Below are 13,566 nucleotides of genomic sequence, written 5' to 3'. Positions count from 1 at the left end.
AGCTAACAGCAGCTTACAATTCCGGGCATCACGCAAATCTAGCTCAGAGCGTTGATTGCGTAGTCGATGTAGGAATTCGCTTCAGTTGCAGCGTCGCCACTCAGACCGTGGTTGCCTTTGATGTACTTGAGAGCTTCAACGTACCAGCTAGGAGACAATTCAAATGTCCGGTTGATTTCGTCAACACCTGCAATCAGGTACTCGTCCATCGGACCGGTGCCGCCTGCAACTAAGCAGTAGGTTACCATGCGGAGGTAGTAGCCGATGTCGCGAGAGCACTTGGCTTTACCGGTTGGGGTAGAAGCGTAGTTAGGGCCTTGCATTTGTTGTGTGTACGGGAATTTGTTGTACACAGCTTGAGCTGCACCGTCGATCAAGCGCTGAGAGTTTGCGGTCAAAGCCTTGGCTGCTTCCAAACCGGCTGCTGCTTGGCGGAAACGACCGAAAGCGACTTGGAGTTCAGTGCTGCTCAGGAAACGGCCTTGAGAATCGGCTGCGGTTACTGCTTCAGTCAAAGGGGTTTTCATTGTTCTGGTTTCTCCCTAATGTTGTGTTGTTTTTGTACAAAAATGATTGTTTGCAAAAATGCGATGCTCGCTTCTTTACAAGAAAGGTTCGCTGGGCTATTTTTAGCCGACTGCATTGGCAGCGCGGTCGAAGTAGCTGCCGATTTCAGACATCAGCGAGCTGCAATCACCACGGGTAACACCGTTGGGGTCGTTAGCGATCGCGATTGCTGCTTCCTTCATTTTTTGCACGCCGGCTGCAACTGAGCCACCGGGAACTCCCAGAGCTTGGTATGTTTCACGCAGACCGTTCAAGCAGCGGTCGTCCAAAACGCTGGCGTCGCCTGCAAATGTTGCATAGGTGACGTAGCGCAAAATGATTTCCATATCGCGCAAGCAAGCTGCCATGCGGCGGTTGGTGTAAGCATTACCACCAGGAGCGATCAGTTGAGGCTGTTCAGCGAACAGGGTGCGAGCTGCATTGGCTACGATGCTGGATGCGTTGCCGGTGATGCGGTTTACTGCGTCAATCCGCTTGTTGGCGTCGGAAACCATGCTGCTGAGAGCATCTAGTTGACCCTGAGCTAGAAATTCGCCCCGAGCGTCAGATTGGGAAACCACTTTTGTAAATGCGTCAAACATGAAAGAACTCTCCTATTTGAGTTAATTGAGTTTGGTTGCGGTATAAAACCGTTAAGTTAAATTTGTTCAGGCTACGAGTGCCTGCAAGGGTTGAAATTTGATGCCAGCTAATCTGCTGGTCCCATCGATCTCTCCCTTTCCGCTACCTGCACTATTGTTACATTGCAACGGAGGTTTAAGAAACCTTAGAAAATTTTACATCTTTTATGAGATGCGACAAACCTTGTCAATCAGGGTTTTTGTTAACTTTGGCCTGTCGTTTTCAACCCTCTGATAACTTTATACAATGCTCGCCTGCGTTTGTTTATTACAAATTATTACAGAAACTTATCTCTCTAAGAAGGTAAATATTGGGGGTGCAAGTGCGGGCAAATCTCATTCCTAGGATAGATGCGCGAGGGTACTCATAAACGAAGAGTTTGCTTCGCTCGCCCTGCTGTGGCCGTAGAACCCCCCCGAACCGTCCCGTGGGCCGATCGCCTTTGTTAGCTTTCTGTGGAAAAGCGGGATTGTTAAGAAGTGTTAAGTAAATTAAAGTTTTGGTAATAGAAGGCTGGGGGAATAGGGAAACAAGCAAAAATTCTGCCCCATGTCAGGATGGCGGCAGAATTGCGTGTGGGAAAAATCCCAAAGATTGTCAACCCGATCGCCACAGCCTCAGCTTTTGCCGGAAATATCAGCATTTAGTGACAAAACTCAGCCGTTGGAAGTTGAAAGACCCGGCCCGGTCTTTCATAACGCGGGGATGCTTGGTCTGGGGAGTCATTGGATTTGACCCCAGAGGAAGCATCTACTGTTTGTCCTGCAGCGGTTGCAAAAAAACTTTCTTCATCTATATATTGACATCCTCCCCGGCCGTACCGCGGGATTCCAAGAATCACTGCTTGGCCTTCCGTCAAGCGAAGGACGGGGCTTTAAACCCATTATTTTTGGTAAGGTGGATAGGTGCTATCAGATACATTTAACCCGGTAAATCCAGGATTGCGCCTCGATCTACTGTGTATGGCAGATCAGGCATCGCTTTTAGCGAACCCTGATCGGGAGGTATCTCTCAAAGCTTTCAACAAAATATTGAAAGCGCTATTCAATGCGTTACGCTTTTGGGAGCTGAGCCGTTACGCTTACTAGGAAACTTTTTCGCTTAGTCCCATGCTTCGGCGCTGGTTTCAAACGGTAGCCTATCCTATTACATACTACCACTGTCTACCGCTATCTTCTTTGAGTTTACAAGAATTCGTTTACTATACGAAAACAGCCGTAGGTCTACAAACGGCGCGATCGAGCCACCAGACGCAGTGAAGTTGAAAGCTTTTTGCTTCCCCGGCATCGAACCGCCCAAAACCAGTCCTAATGTGAACAGTTTTTTATTCAGAACTCAAAACTGAAAAGTCTCTCACTGTAATCAGCCAGATGGATCGGCTGTAGCTGTCCGGCCTCATTCGCCTAATTTCCCCACGATCGCTCGTAATTTATGTCTTCAAATTCTCCCTCTTCTTGGCACACCGTAGCAATTGACCAAACTCTCCAGCAGCTAAGCAGCAACAAAGACGCTGGCTTGAGCAGCAAACAGGTGTCAGAACGCTTGCAGCAATACGGCCCCAACGAACTCGAAGAAACAGGAGGCCGCAGTCCGTGGTCGATTTTTGTCGATCAGTTCACCAACATCATGTTGTTGATGCTGATGGGTGTGGCCGTGATTTCGGCTTTTTTGGACATCAGGTCGAATACTTTTCCCAAAGATGCGATCGCCATTTTTTCGATCGTCATACTCAACGGCATTCTCGGCTATTTCCAAGAGCAAAGTGCTGAAAAAGCCCTCGCAGCCCTCAAAAACCTCGCTTCCCCCCTAGTCAGAGTCGTGCGGGACGGCAAAACTTCGGAAATAGCAGCCAAGGAACTCGTACCTGGAGACGTGATGCTGTTAGAGGCTGGGGTAAAAATAGCAGCAGACGCACGCTTGATCGAAACATCAAATCTGCAAGTCAGAGAATCTGCTTTGACAGGAGAAGCTCTAGCAGTTACCAAGCAAGCAGAGCTAGAACTTCCAGAAGATGCTTCCTTGGGCGATCGACTCAACCTGATTTTTCAGGGCACAGAAGTTGTTCAGGGACGAGCAAAGGCGATCGTCACCAACACCGGAATGAAAACTGAACTCGGCAAAATTGCCACCATGCTTCAGTCAGTAGAAACCGAACCGACTCCCCTGCAACAGCGGATGAGCCAGTTGGGAAATGTTCTAGTCTCCGGTGCCCTAGCCTTAGTCGCAATAGTCGTCATCGGCGGCATGATTACCTTCCAAAACGGCGGCATCGGCTTCGATACCAGCAGGTTTGAAGAGTTGTTAGAAGTTTCTCTAAGCATGGCTGTGGCTGTGGTTCCCGAAGGACTCGCAGCAGTCGTGACAGTCACTCTGGCACTCGGAACTAGGCGGATGGTGAAACGAAACGCCCTGATTCGCAAACTGCCTGCAGTAGAAACTTTGGGATCGGTAACTACCATTTGTTCTGACAAAACAGGTACTCTGACTCAAAATAAAATGGTAGTTCAGCTAGTGTCTACGGGCGACTGCACAGTCGCCGTAGCAGGATCCGGCTATGCCCCGATCGGAGATTTTACCGATCGCCTGACATCGACCAAAATTAATAATTTAGAGGAATATCCAGAACTCGAATCTTTATTAATTGCCTGTGCAGTTTGCAACGACGCAGTATTGCAACAAGAAAAGCAAGAATGGCAGATTTTAGGCGACCCCACAGAAGGAGCTCTGCTTTGTGTAGCGGGAAAAGCAGGCATTTATAAGGAAAAACAGTCTCAATTGCTGCCGCGGACGGCGGAATTTCCTTTTTCTTCCGAACGCAAGCGGATGAGCGTGATTTGCGAAGTGCCCGGCAGATCGGGACATTCCGGATTTCCAGCAGTGGAAGGACAGCAGCCGAATTATTTGATGCTGACCAAAGGTTCTCCAGAGTTGACTTTGGAACGCTGCAAAGGCATTATAGTCGGCGATCGAGTACAACCTTTAACCCAGGAAATGCGCGATCGCATCCTCGTCGAAAACAACAACATGGCAAGCGGCGGTTTGCGAGTCCTCGGGTTTGGGTACAAACTCTGGGAAAACCTGCCTCCCGAAGGTTCTGAGGAAACCAGCGAACAAGACATGATTTGGCTGGGACTCGTCAGTATGCTGGACGCCCCGCGGCCGGAAGTGCGGGAAGCTGTGGTGAAGTGCCGCAATGCTGGCATTCGGGTGGTGATGATTACAGGAGACCACCAGTTGACAGCAAAAGCCATCGCCTACGATTTAGGTATTGCAACAGAGGGCGATCGAGTTCTCACCGGTCAAGAATTAGAAAAGCTCAGCCAAGAAGAACTCAAACAGCAAGTCGAACAGGTTAGCGTTTACGCCCGCGTCTCCCCAGAACACAAATTGCGGATTGTCCAAGCTTTGCAAAGTTGGGGCAAATTTGTCGCAATGACCGGCGACGGCGTTAACGACGCCCCCGCCTTGAAACAAGCCGATATCGGCATCGCAATGGGGATTACCGGCACCGATGTCAGCAAAGAAGCTAGCGATATGGTGCTCCTCGACGACAACTTCGCAACTATTGTCGCCGCCGCTGAAGAAGGGCGAGTGGTTTATAGCAATATTCGCCGCTTTATTAAGTACATTTTGGGCAGCAACATCGGCGAAGTTTTGACAATTGCGGCCGCACCTTTAATGGGTTTGGGAGGAGTGCCGCTGACGCCGCTGCAAATTTTGTGGATGAACTTAGTAACAGACGGCGTTCCCGCTTTGGCTTTGGCCGTGGAACCGGGGGAACCGAACGTGATGAAAAGGCCTCCTTTCAGTCCGCGAGAAAGTATTTTTGCGCGGGGTTTGGGTTCTTACATGATTCGGGTCGGGATTATTTTTGCAATTTTGACGATCGCAATGATGTCCTGGGCTTACGGATATACCACCAACCCTAACCATGTTGGAGATCCCGAAGCTTGGAAAACAATGGTGTTTACAACTCTTTGTTTGGCACAAATGGGTCACGCGATCGCAATTCGGTCTAACACTCAGCTAACTATCGAGTTAAATCCCTTCACTAATGTTTTTGTGTGGGGGGCTGTAATTGTGACTACTATGCTGCAATTAATGCTGATTTACGTTCCGCCGCTGAGAGCCTTTTTCGGCACTCATTATTTAACGGGGTTTGAGTTGCTAGTTTGCTTCGGTTTCAGCGCTCTGATGTTTGTCTGGATTGAAATGGAAAAACTGTTTGTGCGCTTTTACAACAAATCTAGGAAATAGTGTTAACGGCTGACGGATAGTGAGCGATGTTTCATTATTCGTTAGATGGCTCTCATTCCGCGCTCTTCTCAACATCCGCAAGATATCCCGCAGGGGTTTTTAACCCCTGCCTCAAAGCAAAAGTCCTCGCTATGAGGACTGAAAAAACTATGTTTTAAAAATACAAATAAAAACAAAGATTTTTCAGGCAGGGTGATTATCAATAACCCACGTGAACAGTCAACAGTCAACAGTCAACAGTCATTATATTATGTATTTAAAAACGCTGCACCTACGGCAGTTTCGGAACTACTTCGATCAAAAGGTAGCGTTTGACGCTCCCAAAACTATTTTAGTAGGAAATAACGCTCAAGGAAAATCTAACTTGTTAGAAGCGGTAGAGTTGCTTTCTACATTAAAAAGCCACAGGGTAGGGCGCGATCGCGATTTAATACTCGACTCAAAGCCGATCGGGCAAATTGATGCTACACTCGAACGTCAAACCGGAGCGATCGACTTAGCTTTAACTCTTCGCTCTGGGGCGCGTCGGACACTGAAGCTCAACGGTGAACCGCTGCGCCGCCATTTAGACTTTTTGAGCGTCTTAAATGTAGTGCAATTTTCTTGTTTGGATTTGGACTTAGTGCGCGGCGGGCCCGAAGGAAGGCGCAATTGGATCGATCGCCTAGTCATCCAGTTAGAACCGATTTACGCTCACATTTTGCAGCAGTACAACCAAATTTTGCGCCAGCGAAACGCTCTGTTGAAACGTTCTAAAGAAATCAGGAAAGCGGAATTTTCCGAAGGTTTTGACAAAATGCGATTTATTGCACCCGAAAGTCCCGAACCGGAGAATACAGAAGACTTACCCATCCCCCATTCCCAATTCCCAATTCCCCATTCCCAATTCCCAATTCCCAGTTCGGAATTAGCTTTGTGGGACGCGCAGTTGGCGACAGCGGGCGCTCGCGTCATCCGCAGGCGCGATCGAATTTTGGAGCGTTTGATGCCTTTAGCTCGAAATTGGCACCGTTCAATTAGCGGTTCAGCAGAAGTTTTAGATGTAAAATACGATGCTAATATTGAAGTAAGTTCAGAATTTATCGCTAAAGACAATCTCGAAGGAGTGCGGCAAGCATTTTTAGAGAAAATTCAAAAAAGGGCGATCGCCGAACAGTTTCAAGGAACCACTTTAGTCGGCCCCCACCGCGACGACATTACATTTACCATTAACAATACCCCAGCTCGTCAATACGCATCCCAAGGTCAGCAGCGAACTCTGGTATTAGCATTAAAATTAGCCGAATTGCAGCTTATTGAAGAAGTCGTCGGCGAAGCGCCTTTACTCTTGCTCGACGACGTACTTGCAGAACTCGATCTGAGCCGCCAAAATCAACTTTTAGAAACAATTCAAGAACGATTTCAAACTCTGATTACTACAACTCACCTAGGCGCTTTTGATGCTCAGTGGCTGCGACAAACCCAAATTCTCTCCGTCGTTGCTGGACAAATCAATCGATTTTAGATTTTAGATTTTAGATTTTAGATTGACAAATTTTCTGTTTCATGGTATTTAGACCCAAAAATTGTAGAAAGTGGCATTATTAGCTCAATTCGAGATAGGATAAAGGTTAATTTTGATTACCGCTTTCGCTTCCATTTTTCTACACCTTATGAAGCATTACATTTCCCGTCTGTTAGCCCTGGTATTAGTTGTTGTCATCGGCGTAGCGGGCTGTACCAATGTTCCCGCCACTCTGAGTGGAGATTATGGCCAAGACACATTAGCATTAGTGAAGAGCTTGAGAACAGCGCTCACTTTGCCAGAGGGCACGCCGGAAAAAGCAGCCGCTCAAGCCCAGGCTCGCACAAGTATCAACGATTTTTTTGCTGAATACCGCCGCGATCCCGCTCTTACCAAGCTGGCCTCTTTCACGACAATGCGGACGGCATTAAACTCTTTGGCAGGACATTACAGTTCCTATCCAAACCGTCCCGTTCCTGAAAAATTGAAAAAGCGTCTTGAGTCAGAATTTCAGCAGATTGAAGCTGCTCTTAACAGAGGAGCTTAATCTCAAAATTTAGGATCGAGGATAAATTTTAATAATTCATCTTGCATCCTTGATATTTGAGTGTTAACAATTTTTAGTAGAAATATCAACTGCTTTTAGCGCCCACTGTATCCAGGCGCTTTTTTATGCAGCATTTAGGGAAAAAATACTGCAAAACCGTTTAATCGCGGAGTCTTATCTTACCCGATCGCCCTTATTGAATTTAAATAGCCTCCAGATAGAATTTGCATTGTGCGATCGACTTGTGCCATAACTAGGTCAACAGAAAAAAGTAGAAAATTTGTAGCTGCTTGTTGAGCGCGATCGCAAAAATGCGATCGCCACCCAATTTAAACCAGAAAACCCCCTCCAACTCTCCCATGAAAATTGCACCAACTCGCATCGCGAATTTTCAACACCAGCGACGCTTTTTAAGTGCGGTAACTGCTGTTTTAACCAGTAGCTTCATCAGCCAGCTTGTTTGGCCGTTTATCGGAAATCAACCAGCTTTTGCCCAAACATCAGCCTATTGCCAATTATCCCAAGAACAGGTCAATCAAAAAGAAGACTTGCGCCGCGCCGCGCTGTCGGGAAAACGGGAATCTCAGCAAGCATATTTTGCTGTTTTGAACAAACACGCGCGGGAAATAGCAGAATGCCGCAAAAAAACTTGGCCCGAAACCCAAGCAGTTTGGCTGCGTTTGTATCCCTGCGATGTCAGACCCGGAGAACTCGATCGAGTATTAGACAAAGTTGTGAATAAAGGCTACAACCAAGTCTATGTCGAAGTGTTTTACGATGGTCAAGTGCTGCTCCCAGCCGCCGACAATCCTACGGCTTGGCCTTCTGTTGTGAGAAATCGCGGTTACGAGAAATACGACTTGTTAGAAAAGGCGATCGCCAAAGGCAAACAGCGAGGTTTAAAAGTATACGCCTGGTTATTTACCATGAACTTTGGCTATAGCTATTCTCAGCGTCCAGACAGACAGCAAACCCTCGCTATCAACGGTAAAAATCAGACAAGTTTAACAGTAAGCGAAGAGGCAGCAATTAACGAGGACTTCGGAGAAGTTCCGGGCAATCAAGCCTTTATCGATCCGTACAACCCACAAGCACGGCAAGACTATACTTTGTTAGTAAATCAAATAGTCAAGCGCAAGCCGCAAGGAATGTTATTCGACTACATTCGCTATCTACGGGGCATCGGACCAGCTTCAGTTGCTACCAAAGTTCAAGACTTGTGGATTTACGGCCCAGCATCGCAGCAAGTTCTTTTACAGCGGGCTAGCAACCAGCAAGGGCGAGATTTAATTCAGCGGTATTTGGCTAAAGGATTTATCAATCCTAATGACGTTCAAGCAGTAGTCAAACAGTATCCAACTGAGCGAGAACCTCTTTGGCAGGGCCGAATTCCGCAGCCAATATCAGTAGCAACTCCACCTTCTAGAAGCCAGAATGCCGCATTAAGATCGGCCTCAACAACTTCCGCCACTAACAAGCCCAACCCTGCAACTCCCACACCAAAACCGACACCGCCGCTTCCCGATACCGGCACTCTGCAAAAAGACCTGTGGAAACTGAGCGTTGCTCACGCAGTCCAAGGGATTTTAGATTTTTTGGGAATAGCAATTCAACCAGCTCAAAGGATGGGAATTCCTGTAGGAGCAGTGTTTTTTCCCACTGCAAATCAAGCGATAAATCAAGGGGGATATGATTCGAGATTGCAGCCTTGGGACACCTTTCCGGCTGCAATGGAATTCCACGCCATGTCTTACGGAAATTGCGGGGATGTAAGCTGCATTGTGCCGCAGGTGCAGCGAACAGTGAGTTTAGCGCCTGCGGGAGCAAAAATTATTCCTGCCATTGCTGGAGATTGGGGAAAACCTCTCAAAAATCGGCCGTCTTTGGAGATTCAAATGCAGGCAATTCGCTCTGCGACGCCGCAAATTAATGCGGTGAGTCATTTTGCTTTTGGGTGGCAAGAACCGGAGGATGAAAGGGCACGGCAAACTTGCAGATTGTAGATATATTTCTGGCCGCAGAGGGTGTCATCATCTAGTTTTATGGTTGGGGAGACTAAAAGCGTAGATTTTGGATCAATAAACCGGGTTTTTCTATCGGAATCGGCGGCGAACCACGATTGATTTGCCTAAAAAAACCCGGTTTTTGCCTAAGTCTTGCTTGAGTGCGATCGACCTTTGGCAAAAAAAATTAATTTACCAAATTTTCAACGTAGCTGAACAATCAGGCATAATGAGATTGTTCAAAATAAATCCTCTATTTGATGAGTCCCAAAATTAATAAAACATGGGTAATTAAAACCGTTCTACTTATCGGATTGAGCCTCACAATTTCCCTGTTGTGGGAAAACCGAAAAACCGCTAATTCAAATCCGCTAATACCGATCGCACCCGTTGAAAATCCGCCTCCAAACCTCCTGAAACCCCCAAAACTCAAAACACCCCCTTCTCCCCCCGCAAATCCCTCTCCCAAACCTTCCCAACAACCTTTAGTCTTCGCACCGCCCGCGCAATTTCGCAGCCAAATTGTTTATAAAGCCAGTATTAACAACTCAAAAGTTATCGCCCTGACATTTGACGATGGCCCTTCGCCTGAAACTTTGAAAATATTAGAAGTTTTGCACAAACATCAAGTTGTGGGTACATTTTTCTGTTTGGGTGCAAATTTGCGGGAGTATCCAGAAATTGCGAAAAGAGTTGTGCAAGCGGGAAATGCGATCGGCAATCATACTTGGCATCACTATTCTCACAATGTTACCGAAAAAACAGCATCGGATGAAATAGATAATACTGGTGTTCATATTTATCGATCGACTGGGGCAAAAAGTTTCTTGTTTCACCCTCCCGGCGGCCGCTTAAATAACGGTTTGGCAAACTACGCTAAAAAGAAAAATTATGTAGTGGTGATGTGGTCGATCGACCCTAAAGACTTTCTGCAACCTCCGGCCCCTGCGATCGCCCGTAGCGTGCTATCCCAAGCTTCAACGGGGGCGATCGTGTTGTTGCACGACGGCGGCGGCAATCGCCAGCAAACAGTCGAGGCGCTATCTGCAATTATTCCCAAACTCAAACAGCAGGGATATCGTTTTGTAACCGTGCCGCAATTGTTGCAAATGCAAGCTGGACAAAAACAGCGAATTGCTGACCTGGAACCTAAATAAATTGCACGGTATACAATTTATAAAATGTGAAAACTTACCTGTAAAAATATCAAAATGCAGAAAAATCGCAGTATAATAGGACTATCGTTATATAAAAATAAAACCATGACACAAATACTCGCAGCCAAAGATATAAACATCCGTTACTTAATAGACAACTTCGGTCTTCAGCTAGCGGAAGACGAGCAATTTCTTCGAGAATTTCAAGATAATTTGCCCGAAATCACCGAGTTAGAAAAACAATTGCTAGACAGGCTGAAAGCCGGATTTATCAATTTACTTACATATCCACCCTTACTAGAAAATGTAGTTAAGCTGTCAGTAGTAGGACCGCTGTTGTTTATTGCCGGCTTTTACCTATCTCCTTTTCAGGTAAAAGCTGAAAAATCCATTCAAATTCAAGAGGAAGACGATGGCGTCATCCTCGAAGGCAGACTTGATATATTACTCTTAAAAGACCAGTTTTGGGTAATGGTAATTGAATCCAAAAAAGCAGCTTTTTCGATTGAGGAAGGGATGGGACAACTCCTAGCTTATATGTGGGCTAGTCCTCATCCAGAAAAGCCTACGTTTGGCATGATTACTACTGGTGGTAACTTTATTTTTGTCAAGTTAGTCAGAGGAGAAACTCCACGTTATGCTTTGTCGGAGCAATTTTCAATTCGCAGACGCGATAACGAACTGTACAGCGTTTTGCAGATATTCAAACGCCTGAGTCAACTAGCTTAAAATAGTCAATTATGGTGCAAATTATGCTGCAAAAACTACAAGCAAGAGACATCAACCTCCGCTATCTAATCGATAACTTTGGCTTGCAGCGAGTTCGTAACAGCGAATTTTTCCGAGAATGGCAAGAAAACTTACCCGAAGTAACAGACTCAGAAAAACAATTGCTCGATCGCGTCCAAGACATATACTTCAACTTGGTAGACTCTCCGCCGGTATTGGAAAATGCCGTCAAGCTAACAATTATCAGCCCCATTTTGTTTATTGCCGGTCTGTATGAGTCTCATTTTCAAGTCAAAGCCGAAAAGTCGATCGCCATTCAAGAGGAAGACGAAGGCAGAATCATCGAAGGCAGAATAGATATCCTAATTATGAAAGCAAACTTGTGGGTGACAGTAATTGAATCCAAACAACTTTCGTTTTCAACTGACGAAGCACTCGCACAACTCCTGACATATATGCTGGCAGATCGCAACCCAGAAAATCCTACTTTTGGGATGATTGCCACAGGTGCTAACTTCTCTTTTGTGAAGTTAGTCAGAGGGGAAAATCCCCAGTATGCCCGATCGGCAGAATTTGTTATTTCCAATCCCGGCAATGAATTGTACCGCGTTTTGCAGATTTTAAAACGCCTGAGTCAACTTCCAGACTAGCAATAAAAGCCATTTTGAGTTATCTTTCAAAACAGACAATCTCTAATATCTCAAATTTCAAACTAATGTGAGCATGGTAAATTACTGGATAGTCGGCGCTGTGGCAATAGCTTCTGTCTGCTGGGCAGAAATAATACGAGACTTTTATCACGTCGTCTCCCATTATTGGGCACCCCTGCAAAAGCTGCACACTTGGCATCACCGCGTTTTCCGCCCGAATTTGACCCCCGTCAGCGAGACAATTTACAAGCAAGCACACTGGCGTCACGACGTGCCCGAAGGTGCGGCGATGATGGTTTTGGGCTTGTTGCTGTGGGTTGTAGCTTATTTTGGGCTACCGGAATATCACTGGGGCGCAGCAGCGGGTTGTATTTATACTTTAGGCTTTTTGTTGAGCGCGATCGCCCGCGGGTGCGGCATCAAAGGTGCAGACGAATTAACCGACATCACCCACCAACCGGGAGACTTCCTGACTCCCCCTGGCAAGTGGTTAGTTAATAAACCTTATCACTGGCGGCATCACTTCGACAATCAAAATGCTTACTATTGCGGTACTTTCACCTTAATAGATAAACTTATGGGTACAGCACTTTCTCTCAAAGGCAAAACTGTAGCCGTCACCGGTGCATCGGGAACTTTAGGGCGTTTGCTACTCAAACACCTGCACAAAGCTGGTGCAAAAGTAATCGCCCTCTCCTCTGGAAATGAGGAAATTACTTTGGATGTAGACGGCGAAAATTTACCTGTAAAAACCGTAACTTGGCAAGCTGGCCAAGAGGCAGACTTAGCCCTATTGTTAGAAAAAATCGATATTCTCGTCATCAATCACGGGATTAACGTACAGCGAGAAAGAACAGGAGAGGCGATCGCAAACTCATACGAAATTAACACTTTTTCCGCGTGGCGGCTGATGGAACTCTTTTTCTTAACAGTCCGCACTAACGAAAACATCGCTTGCAAAGAAGTCTGGATCAACACTTCCGAGGCAGAAGTAATTCCCGCTGTCAGTCCCCTCTACGAACTCAGCAAGCGCGCCCTGGGAGATTTAGTCACCCTGCGGCGGCTAGACGCACCCTGCATCGTTCGCAAACTGATTTTAGGGCCGTTTAAAAGCAATTTAAACCCGATCGGCATCATGTCTCCTGACTGGGTAGCGCAGCAAGTTGTCAAACAAGCTAAAGCGGATGCCCGCAATATCATCGTGACAATTAATCCTTTGACTTTTATCATTTTTCCAGTCAAAGAGTTTTTTGTTTCTCTTTACTTCCAAATTTTCAGCCGGAAAGCGATTTCAGAGATTAAAGCAGTGGCGACATCGGAAAAATCTAGCGTTGAATCTAAGATTAATTAATCCACCAAAACCGGGTTTCCGCAGGGGCGGCGGCTGTGACTGTCCGCCCTGCTGCTAAATTCTACAAAACTAAAGCGTTTCTCGCATCGTCACGACTAAGGATCGCGAATTAAATAACTTACACTTTTAATTGTTATTGTGGGATGGGCGTCCCGCCCGTCCAAAAAGGACGGGCGGGAC

Annotated in this window: 11 protein-coding genes; 8 read left to right on the top strand and 3 right to left on the bottom strand. The window is 46.4% G+C overall.

The genetic code is table 11. The features are described from left to right. Nucleotides 1-38 precede the first annotated feature (38 nt). From cpcA to QUB16_RS15815, 3 genes are all read right to left on the bottom strand, one after another. Nucleotides 39-527: a phycocyanin subunit alpha gene (gene cpcA / locus QUB16_RS15825; RefSeq protein WP_006631256.1), complete on the bottom strand. Its 489-nt coding sequence runs from the start codon at nt 525-527 to the stop codon at nt 39-41. 102 nt (nt 528-629) lie between these two features. Continuing rightward, on the bottom strand, nt 630-1,148 hold the full coding sequence (locus QUB16_RS15820) for a phycocyanin subunit beta (RefSeq protein WP_333037001.1): 519 nt from the start codon (nt 1,146-1,148) through the stop codon (nt 630-632). A gap of 512 nt (nt 1,149-1,660) precedes the next feature. Next, complete coding sequence (locus QUB16_RS15815) at nt 1,661-1,831, bottom strand: hypothetical protein (protein ID WP_333244972.1); 171 nt, start codon at nt 1,829-1,831, stop codon at nt 1,661-1,663. Nucleotides 1,832-2,619: 788 nt separating this feature from the next. Between QUB16_RS15815 and QUB16_RS15810 the strand changes: the two genes are divergently transcribed. From QUB16_RS15810 to QUB16_RS15775, 8 genes are all read left to right on the top strand, one after another. Beyond that, a complete protein-coding gene (locus QUB16_RS15810; RefSeq protein WP_333317439.1) occupies nt 2,620-5,445 on the top strand; it encodes a cation-transporting P-type ATPase in 2,826 nt (941 codons plus the stop codon). Between the two features lie 250 nt (nt 5,446-5,695). Continuing rightward, a complete protein-coding gene (locus tag QUB16_RS15805; protein ID WP_333317517.1) occupies nt 5,696-6,949 on the top strand; it encodes a DNA replication/repair protein RecF in 1,254 nt (417 codons plus the stop codon). Nucleotides 6,950-7,097: 148 nt separating this feature from the next. After that, nucleotides 7,098-7,496 (top strand): photosystem II protein Psb27, encoded by a 399-nt coding sequence (psb27, locus tag QUB16_RS15800; protein WP_333037005.1) that lies wholly within the window; start codon nt 7,098-7,100, stop codon nt 7,494-7,496. A gap of 359 nt (nt 7,497-7,855) precedes the next feature. Next, nucleotides 7,856-9,499: a family 10 glycosylhydrolase gene (locus tag QUB16_RS15795; RefSeq protein ID WP_333317437.1), complete on the top strand. Its 1,644-nt coding sequence runs from the start codon at nt 7,856-7,858 to the stop codon at nt 9,497-9,499. A 260-nt stretch (nt 9,500-9,759) separates the two neighbouring features. Then, entirely contained in the window at nt 9,760-10,656 is an 897-nt protein-coding gene (locus QUB16_RS15790; RefSeq protein ID WP_333317435.1) for a polysaccharide deacetylase family protein, read from the top strand. Nucleotides 10,657-10,761: 105 nt separating this feature from the next. Then, nucleotides 10,762-11,385, top strand: a complete 624-nt coding sequence (locus QUB16_RS15785) for a restriction endonuclease subunit R (protein ID WP_333317433.1) — start codon at nt 10,762-10,764, stop codon at nt 11,383-11,385. Between the two features lie 23 nt (nt 11,386-11,408). Beyond that, on the top strand, nt 11,409-12,035 hold the full coding sequence (locus QUB16_RS15780) for a restriction endonuclease subunit R (RefSeq protein ID WP_333317515.1): 627 nt from the start codon (nt 11,409-11,411) through the stop codon (nt 12,033-12,035). Between the two features lie 73 nt (nt 12,036-12,108). After that, on the top strand, nt 12,109-13,386 hold the full coding sequence (locus QUB16_RS15775; RefSeq protein ID WP_333317431.1) for a bifunctional sterol desaturase/short chain dehydrogenase: 1,278 nt from the start codon (nt 12,109-12,111) through the stop codon (nt 13,384-13,386). Nucleotides 13,387-13,566: the final 180 nt, after the last annotated feature.

The organism is Microcoleus sp. D3_18a_C4, assembly GCF_036702415.1.
In the GTDB taxonomy this organism is placed as follows: Bacteria; Cyanobacteriota; Cyanobacteriia; order Cyanobacteriales; family Microcoleaceae; genus Microcoleus.
Note: the sequence above shows the minus strand (reverse complement) of the source record. Positions and strands in the feature narration are given on the sequence as shown.